The 23,331-nt window shown below is 63.6% G+C and carries 28 protein-coding genes, 1 tRNA gene and 1 other RNA gene; 20 read left to right on the top strand and 10 right to left on the bottom strand.

Annotated elements, in window-relative coordinates; translation table 11 throughout:
• Window positions 1–268 precede the first annotated feature (268 nt).
• Window positions 269–1,591 carry a nicotinate phosphoribosyltransferase gene (locus ABD791_RS06865; RefSeq protein ID WP_345063774.1) on the bottom strand — a complete coding sequence of 441 codons (1,323 nt, stop codon included), beginning with the start codon at window positions 1,589–1,591 and terminating at the stop codon, window positions 269–271.
• A 54-nt stretch (window positions 1,592–1,645) separates the two neighbouring features.
• Here ABD791_RS06865 and murI point away from each other — a divergent pair, with 54 nt between their 5' ends.
• The 4 genes from murI to ABD791_RS06845 all read left to right on the top strand — a co-directional run bounded on the left by murI (window position 1,646) and on the right by ABD791_RS06845 (window position 4,888).
• Entirely contained in the window at window positions 1,646–2,515 is an 870-nt protein-coding gene (gene murI / locus ABD791_RS06860) for a glutamate racemase (protein ID WP_345063771.1), read from the top strand.
• Window positions 2,512–3,252, top strand: coding sequence for a ribonuclease PH (rph, locus tag ABD791_RS06855; RefSeq protein WP_345063768.1), 741 nt, complete (start codon window positions 2,512–2,514; stop codon window positions 3,250–3,252). Before murI ends, rph begins: the two co-directional genes overlap by 4 nt.
• A complete protein-coding gene (rdgB, locus tag ABD791_RS06850) occupies window positions 3,249–3,842 on the top strand; it encodes an RdgB/HAM1 family non-canonical purine NTP pyrophosphatase (RefSeq protein ID WP_345063765.1) in 594 nt (197 codons plus the stop codon). The genes rph and rdgB overlap by 4 nt, the downstream gene beginning before the upstream one ends.
• 134 nt (window positions 3,843–3,976) lie before the next feature.
• A complete protein-coding gene (locus ABD791_RS06845; RefSeq protein WP_345063763.1) occupies window positions 3,977–4,888 on the top strand; it encodes a cation diffusion facilitator family transporter in 912 nt (303 codons plus the stop codon).
• Between the two features lie 30 nt (window positions 4,889–4,918).
• Here the strand turns inward: ABD791_RS06845 and ABD791_RS06840 are convergent, their stop codons facing one another.
• The 5 genes from ABD791_RS06840 to ABD791_RS06820 all read right to left on the bottom strand — a co-directional run bounded on the left by ABD791_RS06840 (window position 4,919) and on the right by ABD791_RS06820 (window position 8,352).
• Complete coding sequence (locus ABD791_RS06840; protein ID WP_425562229.1) at window positions 4,919–5,647, bottom strand: DedA family protein; 729 nt, start codon at window positions 5,645–5,647, stop codon at window positions 4,919–4,921.
• Between the two features lie 96 nt (window positions 5,648–5,743).
• Window positions 5,744–6,421, bottom strand: a complete 678-nt coding sequence (locus ABD791_RS06835) for a DedA family protein (protein ID WP_345063760.1) — start codon at window positions 6,419–6,421, stop codon at window positions 5,744–5,746.
• A gap of 3 nt (window positions 6,422–6,424) precedes the next feature.
• Window positions 6,425–7,078: a biliverdin-producing heme oxygenase gene (locus ABD791_RS06830; RefSeq protein ID WP_345063757.1), complete on the bottom strand. Its 654-nt coding sequence runs from the start codon at window positions 7,076–7,078 to the stop codon at window positions 6,425–6,427.
• 168 nt (window positions 7,079–7,246) lie between these two features.
• Window positions 7,247–7,331: transfer RNA gene (locus ABD791_RS06825), tRNA-Leu, on the bottom strand.
• Between the two features lie 121 nt (window positions 7,332–7,452).
• Window positions 7,453–8,352: an acyl-CoA dehydrogenase family protein gene (locus ABD791_RS06820; RefSeq protein WP_345063754.1), complete on the bottom strand. Its 900-nt coding sequence runs from the start codon at window positions 8,350–8,352 to the stop codon at window positions 7,453–7,455.
• 13 nt (window positions 8,353–8,365) lie between these two features.
• Between ABD791_RS06820 and ABD791_RS06815 the strand changes: the two genes are divergently transcribed.
• The 8 genes from ABD791_RS06815 to ABD791_RS06780 all read left to right on the top strand — a co-directional run bounded on the left by ABD791_RS06815 (window position 8,366) and on the right by ABD791_RS06780 (window position 13,357).
• Complete coding sequence (locus ABD791_RS06815; protein ID WP_345063751.1) at window positions 8,366–8,563, top strand: ABC transporter permease family protein; 198 nt, start codon at window positions 8,366–8,368, stop codon at window positions 8,561–8,563.
• Between the two features lie 111 nt (window positions 8,564–8,674).
• A complete protein-coding gene (locus ABD791_RS06810) occupies window positions 8,675–9,907 on the top strand; it encodes a TadA family conjugal transfer-associated ATPase (protein ID WP_345063749.1) in 1,233 nt (410 codons plus the stop codon).
• Entirely contained in the window at window positions 9,904–10,806 is a 903-nt protein-coding gene (locus ABD791_RS06805; RefSeq protein ID WP_345063747.1) for a type II secretion system F family protein, read from the top strand. Before ABD791_RS06810 ends, ABD791_RS06805 begins: the two co-directional genes overlap by 4 nt.
• Window positions 10,803–11,741, top strand: coding sequence for a type II secretion system F family protein (locus tag ABD791_RS06800; RefSeq protein WP_345063745.1), 939 nt, complete (start codon window positions 10,803–10,805; stop codon window positions 11,739–11,741). Before ABD791_RS06805 ends, ABD791_RS06800 begins: the two co-directional genes overlap by 4 nt.
• Before the next feature lie 76 nt (window positions 11,742–11,817).
• Window positions 11,818–11,994, top strand: coding sequence for a hypothetical protein (locus ABD791_RS06795; RefSeq protein ID WP_345063743.1), 177 nt, complete (start codon window positions 11,818–11,820; stop codon window positions 11,992–11,994).
• A gap of 13 nt (window positions 11,995–12,007) precedes the next feature.
• Entirely contained in the window at window positions 12,008–12,424 is a 417-nt protein-coding gene (locus ABD791_RS06790) for a TadE/TadG family type IV pilus assembly protein (protein WP_345063741.1), read from the top strand.
• Window positions 12,399–12,905, top strand: a complete 507-nt coding sequence (locus tag ABD791_RS06785; RefSeq protein ID WP_345063738.1) for a hypothetical protein — start codon at window positions 12,399–12,401, stop codon at window positions 12,903–12,905. The genes ABD791_RS06790 and ABD791_RS06785 overlap by 26 nt, the downstream gene beginning before the upstream one ends.
• Window positions 12,906–12,910: 5 nt before the next feature.
• A complete protein-coding gene (locus ABD791_RS06780) occupies window positions 12,911–13,357 on the top strand; it encodes a pilus assembly protein TadG-related protein (protein ID WP_345063735.1) in 447 nt (148 codons plus the stop codon).
• Between the two features lie 151 nt (window positions 13,358–13,508).
• Here ABD791_RS06780 and ABD791_RS06775 read toward each other — a convergent pair whose 3' ends face one another.
• Genes ABD791_RS06775 through ABD791_RS06765 form a run of 3 tightly spaced genes read right to left on the bottom strand, consistent with a single transcriptional unit; the run spans window position 13,509 to window position 15,893 of the window.
• Window positions 13,509–14,165, bottom strand: a complete 657-nt coding sequence (locus ABD791_RS06775; protein ID WP_345063732.1) for a pentapeptide repeat-containing protein — start codon at window positions 14,163–14,165, stop codon at window positions 13,509–13,511.
• Window positions 14,162–14,611, bottom strand: coding sequence for a nitroreductase family deazaflavin-dependent oxidoreductase (locus ABD791_RS06770; protein ID WP_345063729.1), 450 nt, complete (start codon window positions 14,609–14,611; stop codon window positions 14,162–14,164). Before ABD791_RS06770 ends, ABD791_RS06775 begins: the two co-directional genes overlap by 4 nt.
• A gap of 4 nt (window positions 14,612–14,615) precedes the next feature.
• Window positions 14,616–15,893: an MFS transporter gene (locus ABD791_RS06765; RefSeq protein ID WP_345063727.1), complete on the bottom strand. Its 1,278-nt coding sequence runs from the start codon at window positions 15,891–15,893 to the stop codon at window positions 14,616–14,618.
• A 107-nt stretch (window positions 15,894–16,000) separates the two neighbouring features.
• Between ABD791_RS06765 and prfB the strand changes: the two genes are divergently transcribed.
• The 3 genes from prfB to ftsX all read left to right on the top strand — a co-directional run bounded on the left by prfB (window position 16,001) and on the right by ftsX (window position 19,554).
• Window positions 16,001–17,113 carry a peptide chain release factor 2 gene (gene prfB / locus ABD791_RS06760; protein ID WP_345063725.1) on the top strand — a complete coding sequence of 371 codons (1,113 nt, stop codon included), beginning with the start codon at window positions 16,001–16,003 and terminating at the stop codon, window positions 17,111–17,113.
• Between the two features lie 96 nt (window positions 17,114–17,209).
• Window positions 17,210–18,643: a cell division ATP-binding protein FtsE gene (ftsE, locus tag ABD791_RS06755; RefSeq protein ID WP_345063723.1), complete on the top strand. Its 1,434-nt coding sequence runs from the start codon at window positions 17,210–17,212 to the stop codon at window positions 18,641–18,643.
• Entirely contained in the window at window positions 18,640–19,554 is a 915-nt protein-coding gene (gene ftsX / locus ABD791_RS06750) for a permease-like cell division protein FtsX (RefSeq protein ID WP_345063721.1), read from the top strand. The genes ftsE and ftsX overlap by 4 nt, the downstream gene beginning before the upstream one ends.
• A 79-nt stretch (window positions 19,555–19,633) precedes the next feature.
• Here the strand turns inward: ftsX and ABD791_RS06745 are convergent, their stop codons facing one another.
• Window positions 19,634–20,032, bottom strand: coding sequence for an SHOCT domain-containing protein (locus ABD791_RS06745; RefSeq protein ID WP_345063719.1), 399 nt, complete (start codon window positions 20,030–20,032; stop codon window positions 19,634–19,636).
• Window positions 20,033–20,295: 263 nt separating this feature from the next.
• Between ABD791_RS06745 and smpB the strand changes: the two genes are divergently transcribed.
• From smpB to ABD791_RS06720, 5 genes are all read left to right on the top strand, one after another.
• Window positions 20,296–20,772: an SsrA-binding protein SmpB gene (smpB, locus tag ABD791_RS06740; RefSeq protein WP_345063718.1), complete on the top strand. Its 477-nt coding sequence runs from the start codon at window positions 20,296–20,298 to the stop codon at window positions 20,770–20,772.
• Between the two features lie 48 nt (window positions 20,773–20,820).
• Window positions 20,821–21,558: a tyrosine-protein phosphatase gene (locus ABD791_RS06735; RefSeq protein ID WP_345063716.1), complete on the top strand. Its 738-nt coding sequence runs from the start codon at window positions 20,821–20,823 to the stop codon at window positions 21,556–21,558.
• A 140-nt stretch (window positions 21,559–21,698) separates the two neighbouring features.
• Window positions 21,699–22,074: a transfer-messenger RNA gene (gene ssrA / locus ABD791_RS06730) on the top strand.
• Window positions 22,075–22,208: 134 nt separating this feature from the next.
• A complete protein-coding gene (locus ABD791_RS06725; RefSeq protein ID WP_345063714.1) occupies window positions 22,209–22,724 on the top strand; it encodes a UPF0158 family protein in 516 nt (171 codons plus the stop codon).
• Between the two features lie 36 nt (window positions 22,725–22,760).
• On the top strand, window positions 22,761–23,279 hold the full coding sequence (locus tag ABD791_RS06720; protein WP_345063712.1) for a UPF0158 family protein: 519 nt from the start codon (window positions 22,761–22,763) through the stop codon (window positions 23,277–23,279).
• Window positions 23,280–23,331 lie beyond the last annotated feature (52 nt).

Genomic DNA, 23,331 nt, shown 5'->3' with positions numbered 1-23,331 from the left:
CGCCAACGCGCGCAGCGGCGCCCAACCCGCGCAGCGCGCAGTCTGCCCGTCGGCGACCCTGCCCCACATCCGTCGCGCGGGTCGGATGCCGTCGCGCGGGTCGAATGCCGGACCCGATTGCACCACGCGGGTCGAAAACCGCCACGCCTCCTGAACTCAACGGGCGTCACGGTTTTCGACCCGCGCAACGGGCCGCACCGTAGTCGAGCTCGTCGACCTCCGCCTGCCGTTCGATGTTCGGTTTCGAAGCCGAACGGGCAACTGCTCGTCAACGATAGGTGGTGGGGATGACCGGTTCGCCACGTCCGAGCCGGAACGCGTCGATCGGAAGCTCCCGCATCACCGATGCGTGGTGGGACCGCGCCCGCGTGGTGCCGGCCGGTCCGAGGTAGCGTTCGTCTGGCTTGCCGCCGACGATCAGCGGAACGAGCAGCGCACGTTCGAGACCGCTCGGCGAGACAAGCTCGGATTCGCCGGCTGGACCATCGCCGAGCAGCACGATTTCTTCACGGGCGGTGCCGGTGGAGTCGAGGCGACGCACGGCATCCTTGCGCCCACCGACCGAGGCCTTCGCCGCCGAGGTCTTGGCCACGGGGATCCAGGAGCCTGAGTCGTTCTTGTGAGCGACGAGCTTGTAGACCATGCCGGCGGCCGGTGCGCCGGACCCCGTCACGACCGAGGTGCCGACGCCGAACGAGTCGACGGGCGAACCCGAGAGGGCCGCGATCGAGTACTCGTCGAGGTCGCTCGTGACGGTGATGCGCGTGTTCACGGCGCCCAGAGCATCGAGTTGAGCTCTGGCAGCGGCAACGACTGTCGGAAGATCGCCGGAGTCGATGCGGATGGCGCCCAGCTGGGTTCCAGCCACCTTCACTGCCATGTCAATACCGTCTTCGATGCTGTAGGTGTCGACGAGCAATGTGGTGTTGACCCCGAACGCCTCGACTTGGGCGCGGAACGCGGCCTCCTCGCTGTCGTGCAGCAGAGTGAATGAATGAGCGGCAGTGCCCATTGTGGGGATTCCCCAGGTGCGGCCCGCCTCCAGATTGCTCGTCGCGGCGAATCCGGCAATGTATGCGGCACGGGCCGCCGACACTGCACCGAACTCGCTGGTGCGCCGTGAGCCCATCTCGGCGATGGGACGACCGAGGCCGACCGAGACCATCCGAGCCGCTGCACTGGCCACTGAGGTGTCGTAGTTGAGCACGCTGAGAATGAGGGTCTCGAGAATCACTGCCTCGGCAAAAGTGCCTTCGACCACGAGCAGCGGCGAGCCCGGAAAATAGGCTTCGCCCTCCTGATAGCCCCAGATGCTGCCTCTGAACGAATAGTCGGCCAGCCAGTCCAGGGTGGGGGAGCGCACGACCTCGTTGTTGCGGAGCCAGGACAGTTCCGCATCGGTGAACCTGAACTGCTGAATCAGCTCGAGAAGCCGACCTGTTCCGGCCACGATGCCGTACCGCCGACCGTCGGGGAGGCGCCGGGCGAACGCCTCGAACATGCACTCCCGGTGGGCCGTGCCGCTTTGAATTGCCGCATCCACCATGGTGAGTTCGTAGCGGTCGGTGCGAAAGGCTGAGGACTCGGTCACGAAGAAAGCCTAGCCTTCCGTGACCCGCGGATTGCCCGACTAAGCTTGATTGTTGTGACTGACGCGCCAATTGGGATCTTTGACTCAGGTGTCGGCGGCCTGACCGTCGCTCGGGCGATCAAGGACCAATTGCCCAACGAGTCGATTCTCTACATCGGCGACACGGCCAATTCTCCGTATGGTCCGAAGAAAATCGCGGATGTGCGGGGCTTCGCCCTCAACGTTCTCGACGATCTTGTCGCGCAAGACGTCAAGATGCTGGTGATTGCGTGCAACACTGCCTCGGCGGCCATGTTGCGAGACGCCAGAGAACGCTACAGCGTTCCCGTGATCGAGGTCATCCAGCCGGCCGTGCGCCGAGCCGTCGGAACCACTCGAAACAATCGAATCGGTGTCATCGGCACGGCCGGAACCGTCAAATCCCGCGCCTACGACGACGCGTTTGCCGCCGCTACCCACATCACTCTCTTCAGCCAGGCATGCCCGCGTTTTGTCGAGTTCGTCGAGGCCGGAGTGACCACCGGTGACGAGGTTCTCGCGGTGGCCGAAAAGTACTTGGCGCCGCTGAAGGCGTCGAACATCGACACACTGGTGCTCGGCTGCACCCACTACCCTTTTCTCAAAGGCGCGATCTCCTATGTGATGGGAGACTCAGTCTCCCTCGTCTCCAGCGACACTGAGACAGCCAACGATGTCTACCGGGTGTTGGTCGGCCAGCAGCTTCTTCGCACGGCCTCCGAGGCTCCGAGCTACCGCTATGAGGCCACCGGCGCCAGCGCCGAGGAGTTTCTCGCCCTCGCGCACCGCCTGATCGGGCCCGAGATCTCCCGCGTCGACCTCATCGAGACCGGTGCTCTCAATCTCACTGAGCTCGCCACCTTTTCCGCAACCACACAGCCCACCCCTCTCAAGGAGACCTCGTGACCGACATCCTGCGCGCCGATGGGCGCACCCCCGACCAGCTGCGCCCCGTCACGATCGAACGCGGATGGAGCGCCCAGGCTGAGGGGTCCGCGCTGATCTCGTTCGGTCGCACCAAGGTGCTCTGCACGGCGACCTTCACCAACGGGGTTCCGCGTTGGATGGCCGGAAAGGGCAAGGGCTGGGTGACGGCCGAGTACTCGATGCTGCCGCGCTCGACGAACTCACGGATGGACCGCGAGTCGGTCAAGGGCAGGATAGGCGGACGCACGCACGAGATCAGCCGCTTGATCGGTCGCAGCTTGCGTGCCGTTGTCGACATGAAGGCACTCGGCGAGAACACCATCGTGATCGATTGCGACGTGCTGCAGGCCGATGGCGGAACCCGCACCGCCGCAATCACCGGCGCCTACGTTGCTCTGGCCGACGCCCTGGAATGGGGACGCACCAAGAAATTCATCGGCCAGAAGGCTCAGCCGCTCATCGACAGCCTGGCCGCCGTCTCGGTCGGAATCATCGACGGTGTGCCCATGCTCGATCTGGAATACACCGAAGATTCACGTGCTGAAACTGACATGAATGTGGTTGTCACCGGCCGGGGACTGTTCGTGGAGGTGCAGGGAACCGCCGAAGGTGCCCCGTTTGACCGTCGTGAACTCGACTCTTTGCTCGATCTGGCTCTCGCCGGTGGAATCACCTTGACTGAGTTCCAGAAGAAGGCGCTCGAGGTGTCGGCATGACCCAGATCGTTCTCGCCACTCATAACCAGCACAAGGTTGAGGAACTGAGGCGAATTCTCGCTGTGCAGCTGCCCGATGTCGAGGTGCTCGCCTACGACGGCCCTGAGCCGGTCGAGAATGGCGCGACCTTCGCCGACAACGCCTTGATCAAAGCGCGCGCCGCCGCGGCACACACCGGTCTTCCGGCGATCGCCGATGACTCGGGCATCTGCGTCGATGTGCTGGGTGGTGCGCCGGGCATCTTCTCGGCACGCTGGGCCGGGCCGAGCAAGCACCCGGTCGAGAACCTTGAGCTGCTGCTCTGGCAGATCAGCGATATGGCCGACGAGCACCGCGCCGGTCACTTCACCTGTGTCGCTGCCGTTGCATTGCCCGACGGCACCGAATCTCACGTGACGGGCGTGTGGCCGGGACGCATCCTGCACACCCCGGCCGGCGGTGGAGGGTTCGGCTACGACCCGATCTTCCAGCCCGACGGGCACGAGGTCTCGGCGGCTGAGCTGCCTCAGCAGGTCAAGGACGCCGAGAGTCACCGCGCCATCGCATTCGGTGAGCTGGTGCCGGTTCTCGTCGCGCTTCTGAACGCCTGATTCGCTCCGAATTCACCGGGGCGGCGATCCGAGAATCTCTCGGTTGCCGCCCCTTCTGCGTTGCTGAGAACAACACTCATTCCCAACTAGCGCGCGGGCTGGAGATTGGGCGGTGCGGCTCGTACGGTTGAGTTATGGGCCACGATCATTCACATTCGACGAGCACGAATCGCACGCGTCTGACGCTCGCGATCGGCATCGTTGCGGTTGTGCTGGTGGTGGAGATCGTCGGTGCCTGGCTGTCGGGATCATTGGCACTGCTTGCCGATGCGGGGCATATGTTCTCCGATCTCGCCGGACTCATTATTGCGCTGACCGCGACAGTTTTTGCAGCCCGACCGGCCACCGACCGTCAGACGTTCGGCTATCAGCGCGCCGAGGTCTTCGGCGCCCTGCTCAACGGTCTGATTCTGATCGCCGTGGCCGGCTTCGTCGTGGTCGGCGCGATCACGCGGTTGGTGTCCGCAGCCGGTTCTGAAGTTCACGGCACGCCGATGTTGATCGTCGCGGTCATCGGTCTCGTCGCGAACTGTGCGGCGTTGCTGCTGCTGCGCCCGGCGGCCGGCTCCTCGATCAATATGCGTGGCGCCTACCTTGAGGTGCTCGGAGACACGCTCGGTTCGATTGCCGTCATCGTCGCGGCCATCGTCATCCTGACTACCGGCTTCTGGCAGGCCGACGCGATCGCCTCCCTGCTGATCTCGGCGATGATCGTGCCCCGCGCCTACTCGCTGTTGCGCGACGTGGTGCGGGTGCTGAGCGAATCGGCGCCGGCCGACACCGATGTCGCCGAGATTCGCACTCACCTGCTCGGCACTGCCGGTGTCGTCGCTGTGCACGACGTGCATGTCTGGGCGATCACCTCTGGAGCCCACGTCTTCTCGGCCCACATCGTGGTGGAGCCGAAGCTGCTCAGCTCGGGAGGGGCAGGTGCCCTGCTCGACGAGCTGTCCGAGTGCTTGTCACACCATTTTGATGTCGACCACTCGACGTTCCAGCTGGAACCAGCCGAGCATGCGGCCCACGAGGATCACGCGCACCCCTGAGTCACGCACGGCTGATCTGGACGAATTGGCCTACGCCTCGTGCTTGCCATCGTGGTCGATCTCGAAGGCCTCGGGCGGCAGAACGAGAGACGCGGTGTCGGTTTTGGCTTCATTGTTGGCGCGCTTGGCCTTCGCTGCCGACTGAAAATAGTGAATGATCGTGGGGATCAACGTGATGACGACCGCGCCGATCAGAATGATGTCGATGTAGGCCTTCACGAACTCGGCCACCGGCGGGATCAGATTCAGCAGGTAGCCGAAATAGGTGAGACCCGCGCCCCAGATCATGGCACCGATGAAGTTGTACAGCGTGTACTTGCGGTAGTTCATGTGCCCGACACCGGCCGCCACCGGTGCGAAAGTGCGCACGATCGGCACGAATCGGGCGAGGATCACGGCCAGGCCGCCGAACTTCGTGAAGAACATATTGGTGCGTTCAACATTCTTGATGCTGAACAGCCCGGATTCCTTGCGCTCAAAAACGCGGGGGCCGAATTTGTGACCGATCAGATAGCCGACCTCACCACCGAGGAACGCGGCAAAACCGATGGCCAAGCAGACCCACCAGATATCGATCATGATCAGGCTGCCGGTGAGCAAGCCGGTGATGACGAGCAGGGTGTCGCCGGGAAGCAGAAATCCGACGAGAAGCCCGGTCTCGGCGAAGACGATCGCGCACACGACGAGGAGAGCCCACGGACCGGCAGAATTCAGAATTATCTCTGGGTCAAGCCACGGGATCAGTGAGGTGTGAATCACAGGGGTACTCCAGAGTGCGTCGGTCAGAACGGCCAGGCGGCGGAAAGATTGTGCTGGGTACAGGCTAACGCTAAATACCGCATGAATTCCCGTGGGCTAGCCCCCGGAAGTGTGCTCCGGTTCAGCGTTCGTAGTCGCCGCTGCGCGGGTCTCCAACCGATCGCTGCGCCAGGTGCGGTACCCGAAAATGATCGACGCGACGATGAAGAAACCGGCGATGACGTAGGCGGCATTCTTCACCCCCGGAATTGACGCTGCGTAGTACCCGACCAGTGTCATTCCCGTGCCCCACGCGACGGCCCCGACAAGGTTGCTGCTCAGGAACTTGTAGTAATTCATTCGGCCGACCCCGGCGATGACGGGAACGAAGACACGTGCCCACGGCATGAAGCGGGCGATGATCACGGACCACCAGCCGAACTTGCGGTAGAAGGACTCGGTCTTGGCGATCGCCGCCTGTGTGCGGCGGCCTCCGTGTCGGTCGAGGTAGCCGCGTCCGTACCGGCGGCCGAGCAGGAATCCCACCTGATCGCCGAGAAAAGCTGCGATACCGGTTCCGATCGCGAGAATCGCGATGCTCAGGTTCGGGTTCGTTGCTGCGACCAGGCCGGCGCCGAAGAGCAACGAGTCGCCGGTGATGAAGGGGATGAAGACGCCGAGGAACAGGGCAGTGCCGGCGAAAACGAGCCCCCAGATCACCAGATAAAAGAGAATCACGCCGCTCTGCCCGAGCAGGTCGCCCAGCTGATCGCCGAGGGCTGAAGTGCGGAGCACTGTTTAGTCCAGCAGCGCGTCGAACAGCGAACCGTTGAACGTGAACGAGGCATCCACTTCGCGCACGAGCAGATCGATATCTTCGGAGCTCAGAGCGAGAGCGTTCATGCCTTCGCGGTAGCCGCGCTTGTACTGCACGACGCTGTCGATGTCTTCGAAGCGGTAGAAGCTGAGCTGCTCAGGGGATGCGGCGTAGTGACGTGCGACGAGAGCGGCGATGGCCTGGCCACCCGACAGGTCGCCGAGGTACCGGGTGTAGTGGTGTGCGAGCACACGCACGCCATCGGCCTCGCTGAGCGACTTCAGGTGCTCGGCATACGCCACTGTCGCGGCCAACGGCGGGTGAGCCTCACGCCAATCCGCTGCGCCGAGTGCAACAAGGTCGCTCTCGATCGAGGCCATGCGAGCCAACTTCGGATCGAACAGCACGGCGAGCCCGGGAACGCTGTCGAGGTCGACGCGCAATACTGCTTCTTCGAGCACCTCGTACAGCCAGCCGTACTGGGCCAGGTAGCGGGTGTAGTCCGCCAGTGACAGCTTGCCGCCCATGAGGTCGGTGATGAACGAGCGCTGTTCCGTTCCGCGGTGCTGCTCACTCGAGCTGGCGCGGATGAAGGCTGCAAGATCGAATTCAGCCTCGGTCAGTGTCGAAGTCATGGGTCGCCTGTTCTAGAAGGGAAAGTTTGGTAAGGCGATCCTAACCTATAATTCTGGACGGTGACCAGTAGCGCGCTGCAACTCGGCTCACAGGCGGCTGAGTGCCGATCGGGCCCGAATGCACAAAACGGGCCCGCATGCGCTGGATGCGCATCGGGCCCGACAATCTGGTGCGGGAGAGGGGACTTGAACCCCCACGCTCGAAAGCACAGGAACCTAAATCCTGCGTGTCTGCCAATTTCACCACTCCCGCGTAGTGCCGTACTAGTGTACTGGCCGCGCAGCCGTGCCTCGTCAGTGGCTCCCGCCGTCCCTCCCGTGAGGTGCCAACTTCTGCTAGTCGGAGGGCTCCGGTACTAGCAATTGTTGGCACCTCACGAGGCGGTTTCAGCCCGCGCGGCAACCCCGATCTCCCAGATGAACGGGGGCGGTGTGTCGTTGATCGCCCAATCGCCGACGATGCGGGCCTTGTAGATCACCGGATTGTGCGAAGCGACGACCCTGGCGTTCCGCCAATGCCGGTCGAGGCTCTTCGTGGGGCCGACGGCGGATGCGCCGAGCGTGTTGAAGAGCAACGTCGCGGAACGAGGAACCGACTCAGAGAGCACGACCTGCGCCTGAGCGGCGCGAATCTCGGCAATCACGTTCGCCTCGCGATCGACGTCGCTGTCGCGGGCGGCGGCGGTGCCTGCGGCGACATCGAGCGCATCGGCGACCGCCAGTACGGTGTGACGTGCCACGAACGCAATCGACGAGATCTCACCGACGACGGCTTGGATCTGCGGGTCGTTGCGCACCAGCGAGGCGAGACCGTGGCTGTAGACCCGATTGCGATCCCGCACCGCCGCTTTGACATCGCGCTCGGTGGCCTGAGCGATGCCCGCCAGGACGGCCACGAGCACCAATTGATACAGCGCGGTTTGATAGCGAAACCGGGCGTCGAACGGCACGATGTTGTCGACATCGACGCGGGTGCCGTCGAACACGATGGTTCCCGTGCCGGTGAGCTGCTGCCCGAAGCCGTCCCAGTCGTCGAGAATCACGACGCCGTCTTGCCGTGCCGCGACGAGAACCGTGACGTCGTTGCCATTGTGATCGCGGGCGCTGGCATCGACCCAGTCCGCGAAGATGCTGCCGGTCGTGTAGTACTTGCTCCCCGTGAGCGTCCAGCCGTCGTCGGAGGGTGTGACGACGGTGCCGGTGACGCCGACGGCGCCCGATCCGATCTCGCTCCAGGCGTTGCCCACGATCTCGCCGGCCGCGAAGCGGTGCAACTACAACGAGTTCGTGCTCGCGACCTTTCTCACGCAGGGGGTCGATGCGCAGACGGTGCCGGTGGTGCTGTCGCTGATGCTGGGGGAGCGAATTCAGGACTTCGGCAAGATCGCTGCGGCCTCGCTGATGGCCGTCATCCCGTTGTTCGCTGCGGCCGGGTTTCTGCAGCGGTGGCTCGTGGCCGGGCTCACCTCGGGGAGTGTGAAGTAGGCGGCGTCCGGTCCGCCCGGCGTCTCGTATGTCGGGTAATCGCCTCCGCCGGTGATGCTGTCCTGTGGATAAGTTCCGCCTGCACGCGCGCCAGTGGAGCAGGATGCAGGGATGAGCGAAGCCGCACGCATCATCACCGAGCAAGTGCGGATGCGCGTGCGTCACGACGGCGTCGATCTCGCGGCCGACGGGGCGCTCGCCGAGCACTACGTGCACGACGAGGTGCAGCGTTACAGCGAGCTTGCGCTTGGCGGGGCGCATCCGCTCATCACCGACGAAGGCCAGACCGCTCGAGAAGCCGTCGCTGCGCTGACCGGATTCGGAGTGTTGCAGCCCTTTCTCGATGACCCGAGCATCGAAGAGATTTGGATTAATTCCCCGACGCGGGTGTTCGTCGCCAGGAATGGGCGGGCCGAGCTCACCCCGCTGGTGGTGACCGAGCAGACCGTGCGCGACTTGGTCGAGCGGATGCTGCAGGCTTCGGGTCGCCGGGTCGACCTCTCGTCACCGTTCGTGGATGCCTCGCTGCCCGACGGGTCCCGCCTCCACGTGGTGATTCCCGATGTCACACGCGCGCATTGGTCGGTCAACATCCGCAAGTTCACCAAACGAATCAGAACGCTCACGCAGCTGGTCGAGAGCGGCTCGCTCACGGTGCAGGCAGCCGAGTTTCTGCGCATGTGCGTGCTGGCGGGGCAAAACATCCTGGTATCGGGAGCGACCCAAGCCGGAAAGACGACGCTGCTCAACACACTGCTGTCGTGCATCAGGGCAAACGAGCGCGTGGTCACCGTCGAGGAGACATTTGAGCTTGATCTTGCCGCGCGCGACGTCGTCGGGCTGCAGTGCCGCCAGCCGAGCCTGGAGGGAACAGGGGAGATCACGCTCCGCCGGTTGATCAAAGAATCGCTGCGGATGCGCCCCGATCGGCTGGTCGTCGGTGAAGTGCGCGAAGCCGAGAGCCTCGACCTGCTGATCGCATTAAACAGCGGGTTGCCTGGCATGTGCTCGATCCATGCGAATAGTGCACGGGATGCCCTGGCCAAACTGTGCACCCTTCCGCTCTTGGCCGGGCGCAACATTGACTCTGCGTTCGTGCTGCCGACGGTGGCGGGGTGCATCGACATCGTCGTGCACTGTGAACTCAATCGGCACGGTCAGCGGCGGGTGACGGAGATCATCGCACCGAGCGGCCAACTCTCCGGGCCGATGATCGAGGCGAGCCCGCTCTTTCTCGTGCAGAACGGTGTGCTTCAGCCGACTGGCGGGTATCCGACGAAGCTCGTCAAGTTTCAGGCGGCGGGTCTTGATCCGGCGCTCGTTCTCGGGCGGGCGATGACATGAGCCTCCTGCTGGGACTGCTGCTCGGGGCCGGGATGCTTCTCACCGCGGCACCGTTCCTGTGGCCGGCCGGCGCGGCGAGCCTGGCGGGTACGGCAGTGTCGGCGGGTATGGGCGCCCCATCAGTCACGGAGCCTACCCTGGGCGAACGGGCGCGGGACCGGCTTGCCCAGGCCGGGTTCAGTCGGGTGACGCCGGGTGCCTTCATCGTGGTCTCGCTGCTGCTCGGCATTGCCATTGCCGCGCTCGCCGAGGCGACCCTGGGTGTGCGGGCTCTGTCGTTCACGGCCGGATTTGGTGCGGTGCTGCTTCCGGCCGTCATCGTGTCCCGGCGGGCGCGAGCGCGGCGCCGTGCCAATCGCACGGTTTGGCCGGATGTCGTCGATCACCTGATCTCGGGGGTGCGCTCCGGGCTCGCCCTCCCCGACAGCGTGAGCAGTCTGGCGCATTCGGGCCCACCGGCGACACGGGAAGCATTCGCCGGCTTCGAGCGGGAGTATCGGGCGACCGGCAACTTCGCACACTGTATCGATCAACTGAAGGGCGCCCTGGCTGATCCGATCGCCGACCGCATCCTCGAGACACTCCGGATGGCTCGCGAGGTCGGCGGCAGCGACCTGACTCTCGTGTTGCGGAGCCTGGCGAGCTGGTTGCGCCAGGATGCCGCGATCAGGCTGGAAGTGGAGTCGCGTCAGTCGTGGATACTGAACGCCGCGCGGCTCGGGGCTGCCGCACCGTGGATCATCCTGATTCTTCTGATCACGCGCCCCGAAGCCGCTCTCGCCTACAACACTCCCACCGGGATGGCCGTGATTCTGGGCGGACTCGTCGTGTCGGTGCTGGCGTACCGCATCATGATCGCGTTCGGCCGGCTACCCGAAGAACGGCGGTGGTTTCGATGAATGCTCCGGCGGCGTGGGGTGTTCTTCTCGGCACGGTTCTCGGCGTCGGTCTGTGGTCGTTGGTCAGTCTCATGCCGCGGCTCGGGCGGCCGAGACTTGCGCAGCGGGTGGCGCCGTACATTCTTGATGTCTCGGCTGAAGCACGTGACTATGTGGGGCGCACGACGTTGAACCCGCTCCCGGTGTTCGGTTCACTCTTCTCGCCGGTGGTGAGGCGCTTGGCCTCCCGTCTCGACCACCTGCTGGGTGGTACCGAGACCCTCACTCGTCAATTGCGTCAGGCCGGTTCACGGCAGAGCGTCGATGAGTTTCGAACAACGCAACTGCTCTGGGCGCTGGCCGGCAGCGCTCTGGGTTTGGTTCTGGTGCTGGTCAGTCCCGCCACACAGACCCTGCCGCTGATCGGGCGCGTGCTGCTGGTGGCGACCGCCGCACTGTGCGGGGCGTTGCTGCGCGGCTGGTTGCTCCAACGTGCGGCACGGGCACGGCTCGCGCGCATCAGCAGTGAGCTTCCGACGGTGCTTGAGTTTCTGACCCTGTCGTTGTCGGCCGGGGAGGGCATCCTCGACGCGCTGCGGCGGGTGGCCGCGACGAGTTCGGGGGAGCTGTCGAGGGAGCTCGCCGGTGTCGTCGCCGACGTGCACACGGGGATGCCGCTGAGCGCGTCGCTGTCGGCGCTGGCTCGACGCATCCAGCTGCCCGCCCTCACCCGGTTTGTCGATCAGGTGACGGGAGCCCTTGATCGTGGAACGCCGCTCGCAGAGGTCTTGCGGGCTCAGGCTCAGGATGCGCGGGAGGAAGCGAAGCGCGACCTGCTCGAGACGGCGGGCCGCAAGGAGATCTCGATGATGATCCCGCTGGTCTTTCTGATACTCCCTTTGTCGATCCTTTTTGCGATATTCCCCGGCTTGTTCGTCTTGCAGGCCGGGTTCTGATCGAAACCCGTGTCAACCCGTGTCACAGCAGTCCGTGTCACCGCAGTCCGTGTCACAGCAGAGAGAGGAACACATCATGTCAGTGTTGTCGCATCGATTCCGGAGCGGGTTAGCCGACGAACGTGGAGACGTGCCCGGGTGGGTGCTCATTACTTTGATGACCGCGGCATTGGTGATGCTGATCTGGGGGCTGGCCGGTCCGGCGCTCGCCGGAATCTTTCAACAAGCGATCGACCGCGTTTCGGGCATGTGACCTCACTCCGACGATGCACACGCGGTGGCGGCTGAGGGATGGGCGATGGCATCGCCGCACCGACTCCGGTTCTGCCGTTGTCGAGTTCGTTCTCGTCGGGTCGCTTCTCACCGTGTTGACCCTGTCGGTCATGCAACTGGCGTTGGCCCTGCACATCCGCACGACGCTGCTGGATGCCGCGGCCGAGGGGGCACGGTATGCCGCGCTCGCCGACAATGGTTTGTCGGAGGGCGCCGCTCGCACGACGGACCTGATCACGACCGCGGTGGGGTCGACCTATGCGACGGGAGTTGCGGCTGCCTACTCAGAACGTGCGGGGCAGCTCACCGTCGAGGTGAGTGTGATCGCGCCGCTGCCGCTTCTCGGCATGCTCGGATTCGAGCGCGGACTGAAGGTGGTGGGCCATGCGGTGGTCGAGACGCTGGAGTAGCGGGAGAAGCCGGAGTGGCTGGCGCGCCTGGGGTAGCTGGGGTAGCGACGGCGGGTCGGCCTCGCTCGAGTTCATCACCGTCGGAATGATCCTGCTCGTTCCGCTCGTCTATCTCGTGCTCGCACTGTCGGCGTTGCAAAGTGGGGCGCTCGCGGCCGAAGGAGCAGCCCGGCAGGCGGCCCGTGTGTTCGTGCTCGCGCCCGACGAAGCCGCTGCGCGCGAGCGGGTACAGCGCGCCGTCGAGGTGGGACTTGACGACTATGGCGTCGAGACGAGCACCGCCGAGGTCGGGATCGAGTGCAGTGCGGCGCCACTGACCTGCCTGACGCGACAGCAGTCGGTCACCGTCACTGTGCGCATCCGCGTCCCGTTGCCGCTGATGCCTGATTTTCTCGCGCTGCAGAATGTGGCGTCGGTGCCGCTCGAGGCGCGGGCGACGCAGACGGTCTCGCGGTTCTGGGGTGCGGGAGGCGAGGGATGAGGGGGATGCGCCGCAGACGGCCGGCCACCGAGAACGACGCGGGTTCGACCCTGCTGCTGACGATCTTCTACGGCTTTCTGGCGACGGTTCTGATTCTGACCTGTGTCGCGGCCACTTCGCTCTACCTCGAGCGCAAACGACTCTTCACTCTCGCGGATGGCGCGGCGCTCGCCGGGGCCGAAGCCTTCGATCTCGACGACGTCACGGCCGAGGCGGGGTTGCTGCGGGCGCGGCTTGACTCTGTGCGGGTCGAGGCGGCGGCAGAACAGTATCTGGCGGCCACCCCACACAACGGGCTCGACGAGTTGACGCTGGTGAGCGCGGCGAGTGCAGACGGTCGAAGTGCGACGGTGTCGCTGCGTTCCACCTGGCGACCGCCGGTGTTGGCGCTGATGCTGCCGGCCGGAATTCCGATTGACGTCACGGCGGTGGCGCGGTCGGTGTTCTGGTGACGAGGGGCCGTCAGCCGGAATCAATTGATAGCTCTGGCCGACTCCCCAACGCCGCCCGCCCGTGAGCCTCTGCTGTCGTGGCGGGGGTTGAAAACCGCGCCGCCCCTTGAATTCATTCGGCGCAACGGTTTTCGACCCGCGCCGCACATTCCTACTCGACGCGGATGCCGAGATGAGCCGCGAGAACCGGCGCGAGCAGCGCAAGCTGGGCGTCGTCGATCGTGGCGCCCCGCAAGCCTTCCAGGCCGTGGATCGCGCTGAAGTCGGTCGAACGCAGGTCGACGTCCTTGAGCTTGGCGCCCGTCACATCGAGGGTTCCGATGCGGCAGTTGCGCAATTCGAGGCGCTGGATGGTGGCGCTGCCGAAATCGAGTTCTTCGATGATGCAGTCCGAGATGAGCACATCGGTGAGGTTCGCATTGCGCAGGTTGACGAAGTCAAGCTTCGATCCGTCGATCTGCACCGACCGCATCTGCGCTTCGTACGCTTCCACCGAGCCGAGCCGTGAGCGTTCGATGCGCACATCGCGCCACGACGAGCGCGGCACACTGAAAATGGGCGCCTGCACGTCGGAGGCCACGCATTCGGCGAAGGACGCCCCACGCAGCTTGGTTTCATTCAGTGACAGGATGCGAAACTCACACTCCCGAAAACTGGTTGCGGTCAGGTCGCGCCCACCGAGTTCAGCCCCGGTGTAGCGTTCACCCTCACGGCTGTCGCCCGAGCGGAGATCGACCCCGTCGGCATCCACCAAGTTCTCGAGAATGATCTGATCGAGGACGGGAGGCTTCGTCGCCTGCCGCTTCATTTCGCTGCCGCCGCAACGGGTTCGAGCACGAACACCGGAATCACGCGATCGGTTTTGGTTTGGTAGTTGGCGTAGTCAGGGTAGGCGGCGACGGCGCGCTCCCACCAGAGCGCCTTCTCATCACCGGTGACCTCGCGGGCGATCGCATCAAAGCGATGCGGGCCATCCTGCACCTCGACGGCGGGGTTGGCGAGCACGTTGGCGTACCACGTCGGGTTCTTCGCGGCGCCGCCGAGGGAGGCGACTGCGGCATAGACACCGTCGTGTTCCACCCGCATCAGCGGGGTCTTGCGCACAGCACCGGATGTCTTGCCGAGCGTCGACAAGATGATCACCGGCATTCCCCGCAGCGTTGTGCCCTTCGTTCCACCCGAGCTTTCGTAGAGCTCGACTTGGTCTCTGACCCATTTCGCGGGGCTGGGCTTGTATTCTCCGATGAGGGGCATCCGTCTATTGAATCGCACTTTTGCTGCCCCCGCGCCCTGGAGCATAGCGGGGGAGGTAACGGCCGAGAAGGGCCGCGCCGAGGAGCCCGACGACGCCCATCGTCGCACTCGCGAGCGCGAGGGAGCCGAGCGCGGTCATGCCGGCGATGGCGAGCGGTGCTGTCGCGCTGCCGAGATCGCCGGTGAATCGCCACGCCCCGAGAAACGGTGCCGGAGCGGCCGGCGGGGCGAGATCGGCGCCGAGGGTCATCAGTAGCCCGCTGCCGATGCCGTTGGCGAGTGCCAGAAAGAGCGCCACCCCGATGAACCAGGCGACGTTGTTCGGCAGATTGTGCGTGAAGGCGAGCACGAGATGACCGAGGCCGAGGCCGATCATCGAGGGGAGTGCCGTCCACATTCGACCGAAGCGATCCATGATCTGACCACTCGCGTAGAAGAGGGCGAAGTCGAGCGCGCCGGCCGCCCCGATGATCAGGGCGATGGTGGGAGCATCGATGCCGATGCTGACCGCCCAGAGCGGCAGAATCACGATGCGGCTGGCGCGCAGTGCGCCGACCAATCCGGCCCCGGTACCGAGTCTCAGCAACACGTCGCGGTGCATCCAGATTGAGCGAAAGAGCCCCTGCGACTCCTCGGCCACGAACTCGGCTCCGGCATGCTTCACCGTGCCGTCGGGTGCGAGAGCGAGCTCCGGAGCACCGAACAGGCGCTCGGGCTCGGGGAGCAGCAGCAAGACGACGGCGGCGGCGAGGCAGCATCCGATGAAGACCCAGAAGACGGCCTGGGTTCCTCCGGTCAGGCTGATCAGGCCGGCGGCGAGAAACGGCCCGACAAACCATCCCGCACGAAAGATTCCGCCGAGCGTCGACAGGGCGCGTGCTCGGTAGGGCAGCGGCACATAGCTGGTCATGAACGCGTGGCGGGCAAGGGCGAACACGGCCGTCGCGATGCCGACGACGAAGATGCCGATGCCGAGCACGAGCGGGTTGGGCGCGGCAATGCAGACGAGCACCGCGGCGATGGTGAGAAAGGAAGCAGCAATCATCGAGTTGCGTTCGCCGAAACGCGAGACCACCCAGCCGCTCGGGATGTCGCCGATCAACTCACCGAGCATGACCATCGCCGCGATGAACCCGGCGATGGCGAGGGTGGCGCCGAGGTCGTGGGCGACGAGCGGAATCAGCGGAATGATCGAGCCCTCGCCGATCGAAAAGAGCAGCGTCGGCAAGAAAGCCGTCACAGCAACACCGCGCAGGCTGAACGAACGATCGGCGGTAGTCATAACGTGTCGATGCTACGCCTGTGACGAATCAAGCCGGATCAGAACAGATCAAGTCGGATCGAACACCGGCGAATGGGTCGCGTCTGCCCGGTAGGCTGGACCACGACATGATTGAGCTGGATTTCTCGGAGCAGATCGCCGCGTTGCGGGCCACGTTTGGCGACATCCGGTCGGTGATCGACATTGATCGACTCCGCGCCGACATCGCTGACCTCAGCGAGCAGGCCGGCGTGCCTGACCTCTGGGACGACACGGAGCGCGCTCAGAAGGTGACGAGTGCGCTCAGCCATCGTCAATCAGAGCTGGCGCGCATCGAAAGCATCGAGCGGCGCCTCGACGACCTTGAGATTCTGGTCGAGATGGCCAACGAGGGCCAGGGCGACCAGGATTCCGCCGACGAGGCAACTGCTGAGCTGAAGAGCATCCAGAAGATCCTCGGAGAGCTCGAAGTGCAGACGCTGCTGAACGGCGAGTTCGACCCGCGCCCGGCCGTCATCACGATCCGTGCAGGGGCCGGTGGCGTCGACGCCGCCGACTTCGCCGAGATGCTGATGCGCATGTACCTGCGCTGGGCCGAACAGCACAAGTACCCGACGAGCGTGCTCGATGTGAGCTACGCCGAAGAAGCCGGAATCAAGTCGACGACGTTCGAAGTGGATGCCCCGTACGCGTTCGGCACGCTGAGCGTCGAAGCCGGCACGCACCGACTGGTGCGCATGAGTCCCTTCAACTCCGCCGGCAAGCGCCAGACCTCCTTCGCCGCGGTCGAAGTTGTGCCGTTGATCGAACAGACCGAATCGGTCGAGATTCCCGACAACGACATCCGGGTTGACGTGTTCCGCTCGAGCGGCCCCGGCGGCCAGTCGGTGAACACCACCGACTCCGCCGTGCGCATCACCCACCTTCCGACCGGCATCGTCGTCAGCTGCCAGAACGAGAAGAGCCAGATTCAGAACCGTGCGGCCGCGATGCGTGTGCTGCAGTCCCGCCTTCTGCTGGTGCAGCGCGAGCAGGAAGCAGCGACGAAGAAAGAGTTCGCCGGCAACATCACCGCCAGCTGGGGCGACCAGATGCGCAGCTACGTTCTGGCGCCCTACCAAATGGTCAAAGACCTGCGCACCGACTACGAGGTCAACAATCCGACTAACGTCTTTGACGGCGACCTCGACGGGTTCATCGCGGCGGGCATCCGCTGGCGCAAGCAGAGCCCCAAGGACTGAAATCGTGAATTTGAGGCACGCCCGGTCGTCGAGCTTGCCGAGACACGGTATGTCGTGGGGGGTAAAAGCCGCCCGGATGCTTAGGCTCGATAAGCCATGATCCGTTTTGATCACATCACTAAGCAATATCCCGGGACGAACCGACCGGCTCTGAACTCTGTCGACGTAGAAATTCTGCGCGGCGAGTTTGTGTTTCTGGTCGGCGCCTCCGGGTCCGGAAAATCGAGCTGCCTTCGACTGATGTTGAAGGAGGAGAAGCCGACAAGCGGCAGCATTCACGTGCTGGGCCAGGACTTGCGGTCGATCTCCAATCGCAAGGTGCCGTATTTTCGGCGCAATCTCGGCGTGGTCTTTCAGGACTTCCGCCTGCTCCCGAACAAGACCGTCTACGACAATGTCGCTTTCAGTCTGCAGGTGATCGGAAAATCGCGCGGCTTCATTCAAGAAGCAGTGCCAGACACCCTGCAGATGGTCGGCCTCTCCGAAAAGTCGCGTCGGTTCCCTCACGAACTCTCGGGCGGTGAACAGCAGCGCGTCGCTATTGCACGCGCGATCGTCAACAAGCCCCAGATTCTTCTGGCCGATGAGCCCACCGGAAACCTCGACCCCACCACGAGCGCCGGCATCATGGCGCTTCTGGCGAGCATCAACGCGGCAGGAACCACCGTCGTGATGGCCACGCACGAAGCCGGCATCGTCGACAAGATGAAACGTCGAGTGATCGAACTCGTCGGCGGCCAGATCGTGCGCGACGAGCGTCAGGGCGGCTACACCACGACCGCGATCCAGACGATTGTGGCCCCGAATGCGGCGGCAGCGGCTGACGCTGCGGCGACGCCCTCAACGGATGCGTCGGCTTACGCTCGACCCGTTGTCGCGGCTTCGGCGACTGCCGCAGCGGCTCCTGCGGCTCCCGCAGTTCCTGCAGTTTCTGCAGCTGCCGTTGCGCCTGTCGTCGCAGCGCCGGTTGCGGCGGCACCCGTTGCCCCGCCGGTCGCGCCCGCTGCGCCTGAAGCTCGGCTTGAGACTCAGGTTCAGATTCCGGTCGCGACTCAGCCATCGCTGGTGCACCCCTCCGCAATGCCGATCATCCAGTCGACGCCACCGGCCGCCCCTGTCGCGGAATCGGCGGTCCGTCCAGCGGCGGAGCAGATCTTCCACCCGGCCGCCCCTCCGGTCGCTCAGCCCATCACGGCGCCGATTGCTCAGCCGGTCGCTCAGCCAACCATCGCTCAGCCAACTGTCGCTCAGCCGGTCGCTCAGTCAACCATCGCTCAGCCAACTGTCGCTCAGTCAACCGTCGCGGCCGCTCCCGAGCAGCCGCGAGATGCCAACGCGGCCGAAGCATCCGTGTCGACCGTGGGCGACCAGCTTCCGGCAGACACCGGCCGCATCATGACGCGGCCCGGCCTGCCGGTGACCCAGCACGAGATTCCTGAACAGCTCACTCTCGCCGAAAAACTGGGCCTGCGAGCTCCGGGCGAGAAGCCTGACCAATCAGGGGAACAGATTGTAGGACCCACCCGATGAGACTCGGACTTGTTCTTTCCGAGGCGTCCAGCGGCCTGCGCCGCAATGTCTCGATGGTCATCTCGGTGGTGCTGGTCACCTTCATTTCACTGACTTTTGTCGGTGCGGCGATTCTCATTCAGATGCAGATCGGCCAGATGAAGAACTACTGGTACGACAAGGCCCAGGTCGGCATCTACATGTGCACCTCGTTTTCGACGGGGGAGACCTGTGTCGGCGGTGAGGCGAACGCCGAGCAGCTCGCTGCGGTCGAAGAGCAGCTCAAGGGTCCGACGCTCTCACCGTTCATCGAGAAGTATTTCTTCGAGGATCACGATGAGGCGTTCAAGAACTTTCAGAAGCAGTTCGCCGGCAATCCCGTCGCCGACTACGCGACTCCCGACCAGCTGAACCAGACGTTCTGGGTCAACCTCAAAGACCCGTCGAAGTCTGACGTGCTCAGTGAGAGCTTGTCGGGGATGCCCGGGGTTGAGAACGTACAAGACCAGCGCAAGTATCTCGACCAGATCTTCTCGGTGTTGAACGTCGCCAGCTACACAGCGATCGGCATCGCTTCACTGATGCTCGTGGCCGCGGTGCTCCTGATCGCGACGACGATCAGGTTGTCGGCGTTCTCCCGTCGCAAGGAGCTCGGCATCATGCGGCTCGTCGGGGCGTCGAACAGGTTCATCCAAACTCCCTTTATTTTGGAGGGCGTCTTTGCCGCGCTCCTCGGCTCGATTCTGGCGGGCGGGGCGATCGTCGCTCTCGTGCACTGGTTCGTGCAGGGGTATCTGAGCAAGCGCCTCCTCGGGTTTGCACTTGTCGGAATCGACGATGCGCTGTTGGTCGTGCCGATACTTCTGGTGCTCGGCGCGGTACTTGCTGCTGTGTCGGCGAACTTCGCGATCTCGCGCTATCTGAAGGTCTAACGAGCTCAACGAAGAACGGCCAGGCGATATCCGCCTGGCCGTTCTGCGTTTTGAGCTGTATCTGTGGTGCGATTCGTGCCTACGCGGTCTGGTGTGCGAGTGCGCGAGCCTTGAGGGTCGCGAACTCTTCTGCGGTGATTGTTCCCGCATCGAGCAGCGCTTTGGCCTTGGCGATTTCGTCGGCGGCGCTCGCTCCGGCAACTGTCTTGATGTAGCTCTCGGTCTGCTGCTGCACCTGTTGAGCAGCGCGGGCTTGGCGTTCGGCCATGCCCTGGCCCCTGGCAATCAGGTAGATGAGAACCGTCAGGAACGGCAGGAAGATCAAGAAAATGATCCACAATGCTTTCCACCAGCCGTTGAGCTTGTGGTCACGGAACAGGTCGCCGATGACAGCGAAGAGAGCGAATAGATAGGCGATGAACGCGAAGCTCCAGAAAAAGAGCCAAATGATATTCCACACATCACTCCAAAAACTCATGACTGCCTCCCTCGTCGTAGAGCACCATGCCCCGTGGCTATGAACCTAGCGGGTCGGCTCCGCTTTCGTACAGAGCCCCGGTTTTTCGTGACGCAGGGTTTCCGAACGTTGAGACGGTGATCAGGCGGAGTTTTTCTCGCGTTCAGTCGGGCGAGGGCGAATCTCCGAACTCGATCGACCGATAGACTGATGGGCTCTGTGGCGCTCGGCCACACGGCATCATTGCGATACATGGCATCACCCAGACATTCAAGGAGTACCTCGTGCCCAGGGAAAAAGGCGAAAAGGTCGTCGCGACCAATCGCAAAGCCCGCCACGATTATCACATCGAAGACACCTACGAGGCCGGAATGGTCTTGAGCGGTACCGAAGTGAAGTCGCTGCGTGCCGGACGGGCGTCCCTGGTCGATGGCTACGCCTTCATCGAAGGCGGCGAGGCCTGGCTCGACGCCGTGCACATTCCCGAGTACTCGGCCGGTACCTGGACGAACCACCCGCCGCGTCGCAAGCGCAAGCTGCTGCTGCACAAGCAAGAGATCGTCAAGATCAGTCACAAGACCAAGGAGGGTGGCTATACCCTCATTCCGTTGAAGATCTACTTCTCCGACGGTCGCGCCAAGGTTGAGATTGCCGTGGCGAAGGGTAAGAAGGAGTACGACAAGCGTCAGACGCTGCGTGAGCGTCAAGACAAGCGTGAATCGGATCGCGCGATGTCGGCTCGAAAGAATCTCGGCGACTAGGTACCGATTCGCCGAGTGGCCGATTCACCGATTGAAGATGGGGTGGGCATGGACAGCACGGTTCGCATTGCGGTTGACGGAACGTTCAACCTGCGGGAGCCGGCTGGCTACCCGGCCGCTCACGGTGTGACACGCAGCGGGGTGCTGTACCGATCCGACGGGCTGAAGGGTCTGACCGATCGCGGACGCGCCGAGCTGGCCGAGCTCGGCGTGCACACCATCATCGATCTGCGTGACGATTTCGAACGCGAGGTGCAACCCGACGCGATTGACGATCTCGAGATCGAGACGGTGCACATCCCGGTGTATGAGGGAAGCGCTGCAGCAAATAGTGGGCCGGGAATCACCCTGCCGTCGATGTACGAAAGCATTGTGGTTGAGCACGGCGAGGTTGTCGTGAGAGCGCTGCGCCTCATCGCTTCGCCGGATGCTGGACCGGTGCTCGTGCACTGCACCGCGGGCAAGGACCGCACCGGCATTGTGATCGCGTTGGCCCTGCGGGCGGTCGGCGTGGCCCCGGATGTCGTCATCGCCGACTACGCGAGGTCCGAGTCGAATCTGGCGGGGGAATGGCTCGAAGCGATGGTCGCTTTGACGTCGCGTTTCGGAATTGCTGACACACCAGAGCTTCGCGGCATCATGGGATCGACGCCGGCCGAGGTGATGGCCGAACTCCTGCGGCTCATTGATGAGCGGTACGGATCCGTCACCGACTATCTGCTCTCACAGGGCTTCACCGCTGACGACGTGCGGCTGCTCGAGACGAAGCTTGTGCGCAGGGCATAGATCCTCGCGCGCGAGTGTTGTAGAGTAGGAGGCTGCGGAGCGAGAGGTTTCGGCCTCGTGTTCTGCATTTGGAAATTCAACAGTGTGTGACAACAACCCACTTCAGGGCCGGATCTCGAATCTCGGCGCGAGGTGTGCATGGGGATGATCGGTTTCGACACTGCCTGCGCAATTATGAGAAGCGGGTCGAGGATGCAGGGTTATCTCGTAAACGATCTCTGCAAAACAATAAGTGCCAATTCAAAGCGCACTGACTTCGCCCTCGCTGCCTAAGCGAGCGCACTAAAGAAGTCCGTCAGACCGGGAATGCTCTCTACCCGGACCCTGGCGCAATTTAGAGAGATTGCTTCTACATTGAGCCGCGGGGTGTAGAGGGACTCAAACGAAGGCTGGGCTTGTCGGATTAGGTGCCAGTGGCAAATTCCGGAGCCGAGTAGAACGATTTCACTGGATACACCCGTAGAAGGCATATGACCACAGCAGTGGACCGGGGTTCAATTCCCCGCATCTCCACCATCGGTTGCTGTCACACACTCTTGATCGAGCGAGGCCACCCTTCGGGGTGGCCTCGTCTTGTTTAGCTGAGACGCTACGACGGCCATTCTGAGATTCGCCCTTCTGCGGCGATGGTGGGTGGGCATAATGGCCGCATGAGCAGCGATCAGCGACGTCTTTCCTTGTCCGACCTCAACCTCGATGAGCTGTCATTGGCATTCACGAATTGGGAGGGCGGTCTCTTCGACCCGGTCACCGGTGACGTGTATATCATCGGCGGTGGCGAGGTCTTGGGTCTCGAGAACCCCGACATTGACCCTGATGCAGAGGGCTGGATCAGAATTGACGGCGACGAGTCTTGGACCGGATACCGCGATATGGAGGATTTCACTGCGGCGGTGAACGATCCAGTTGCGCGTGAGCGTCTTGAACGGTCGCTGGACGGTCGGGGTGCCTTCCTGCGGTTCAAGAATCAGATCGCGGAGATATCCGAGGCGCTCCGCCGGAGTTGGTTCGCATACTCAGACGCAGTGGTAGAGATCCGTGTGATCGACTGGCTGGTTCAGATTGATCTCATCAGTGAAGCGGAAGCGGAAGCGGACGCTGCGAAGGAGCAACGCGTGCGGGGGCGCAGCAGGCACTTGACGTGGCTGCTCGGTGGAGACCAGTAGTGGCCAGCGACTTCCTGAACGCGCCAGAATAGATTCATGGCCGAGAAAATCGCACCGCTCCCTCTCTCTCGTATCAATCTCGATGCACTCGCCGACGTTCGTTCTAACAGCGACGGAGGGTTCTACGACCCGACCGATGGGCAGAGCTACCTCGGTGACGGTGGTGAGGCGATGGGCCCAGACGGAGACAACGTCGATCCTGACGAGATGGGGTGGCATCAGACTGGTCCCGTTGAGTCGCGGGACTCGTACCGCGACATGGAGACGTTTGCCCAAGCAGTCACCGACCCTCGAACGTCAGATCGCCTGCTGGTCGCGTTGGACGGCAAGGGCGCGTTCCGTCGTTTCCTCAACGTGATGTACGACGCACCGGAGGAATTGGGCCGGCTGCAGAGTCGCTACTACGGCGTCAAGACCAAGCAGCACGCTCTCGAGTGGCTCATCGACGAGGAGTTCGTGGTCGAAGAGGAAGGGCGAGCGGCGTTGATTGCGATGACCGCACTCGCGACACACATTCTTGAGCTGGTCGCTTCGTGGAAGCCGACCGACGACTGAGCATTCTGGTGGTCGAGCGCATCCGTTGATCGAGCGTGTCGAGATCAGGTGA

Source organism: Glaciibacter kafniensis (genome assembly GCF_039538945.1).
Classification (GTDB): Bacteria; Actinomycetota; Actinomycetes; order Actinomycetales; family Microbacteriaceae; genus Cryobacterium; species Cryobacterium kafniensis.
Note: the sequence above shows the minus strand (reverse complement) of the source record. Positions and strands in the feature narration are given on the sequence as shown.

Bases quoted from the DNA above. Each gene is read 5' to 3' on its own strand.
- ABD791_RS06800 (WP_345063745.1), top strand. From the start codon at position 10,803: ATGAATGCTCCGGCGGCGTGGGGTGTTCTTCTCGGCACGGTTCTCGGC.
- ABD791_RS06785 (WP_345063738.1), top strand. From the start codon at position 12,399: ATGCGGTGGTCGAGACGCTGGAGTAGCGGGAGAAGCCGGAGTGGCTGG.
- ABD791_RS06745 (WP_345063719.1), bottom strand. From the start codon at position 20,032: ATGAGTTTTTGGAGTGATGTGTGGAATATCATTTGGCTCTTTTTCTGG.
- ABD791_RS06795 (WP_345063743.1), top strand. From the start codon at position 11,818: ATGTCAGTGTTGTCGCATCGATTCCGGAGCGGGTTAGCCGACGAACGT.
- ftsX (WP_345063721.1), top strand. From the start codon at position 18,640: ATGAGACTCGGACTTGTTCTTTCCGAGGCGTCCAGCGGCCTGCGCCGC.
- ABD791_RS06780 (WP_345063735.1), top strand. From the start codon at position 12,911: ATGCGCCGCAGACGGCCGGCCACCGAGAACGACGCGGGTTCGACCCTG.
- ftsE (WP_345063723.1), top strand. From the start codon at position 17,210: ATGATCCGTTTTGATCACATCACTAAGCAATATCCCGGGACGAACCGA.
- ABD791_RS06765 (WP_345063727.1), bottom strand. From the start codon at position 15,893: ATGACTACCGCCGATCGTTCGTTCAGCCTGCGCGGTGTTGCTGTGACG.
- ABD791_RS06830 (WP_345063757.1), bottom strand. From the start codon at position 7,078: ATGACTTCGACACTGACCGAGGCTGAATTCGATCTTGCAGCCTTCATC.
- ABD791_RS06720 (WP_345063712.1), top strand. From the start codon at position 22,761: ATGGCCGAGAAAATCGCACCGCTCCCTCTCTCTCGTATCAATCTCGAT.
- ABD791_RS06725 (WP_345063714.1), top strand. From the start codon at position 22,209: ATGAGCAGCGATCAGCGACGTCTTTCCTTGTCCGACCTCAACCTCGAT.
- ABD791_RS06770 (WP_345063729.1), bottom strand. From the start codon at position 14,611: ATGCCCCTCATCGGAGAATACAAGCCCAGCCCCGCGAAATGGGTCAGA.
- ABD791_RS06805 (WP_345063747.1), top strand. From the start codon at position 9,904: ATGAGCCTCCTGCTGGGACTGCTGCTCGGGGCCGGGATGCTTCTCACC.
- ABD791_RS06775 (WP_345063732.1), bottom strand. From the start codon at position 14,165: ATGAAGCGGCAGGCGACGAAGCCTCCCGTCCTCGATCAGATCATTCTC.
- ABD791_RS06790 (WP_345063741.1), top strand. From the start codon at position 12,008: ATGCACACGCGGTGGCGGCTGAGGGATGGGCGATGGCATCGCCGCACC.
- rdgB (WP_345063765.1), top strand. From the start codon at position 3,249: ATGACCCAGATCGTTCTCGCCACTCATAACCAGCACAAGGTTGAGGAA.
- ABD791_RS06810 (WP_345063749.1), top strand. From the start codon at position 8,675: ATGAGCGAAGCCGCACGCATCATCACCGAGCAAGTGCGGATGCGCGTG.
- ABD791_RS06845 (WP_345063763.1), top strand. From the start codon at position 3,977: ATGGGCCACGATCATTCACATTCGACGAGCACGAATCGCACGCGTCTG.
- prfB (WP_345063725.1), top strand. From the start codon at position 16,001: ATGATTGAGCTGGATTTCTCGGAGCAGATCGCCGCGTTGCGGGCCACG.
- ABD791_RS06735 (WP_345063716.1), top strand. From the start codon at position 20,821: ATGGACAGCACGGTTCGCATTGCGGTTGACGGAACGTTCAACCTGCGG.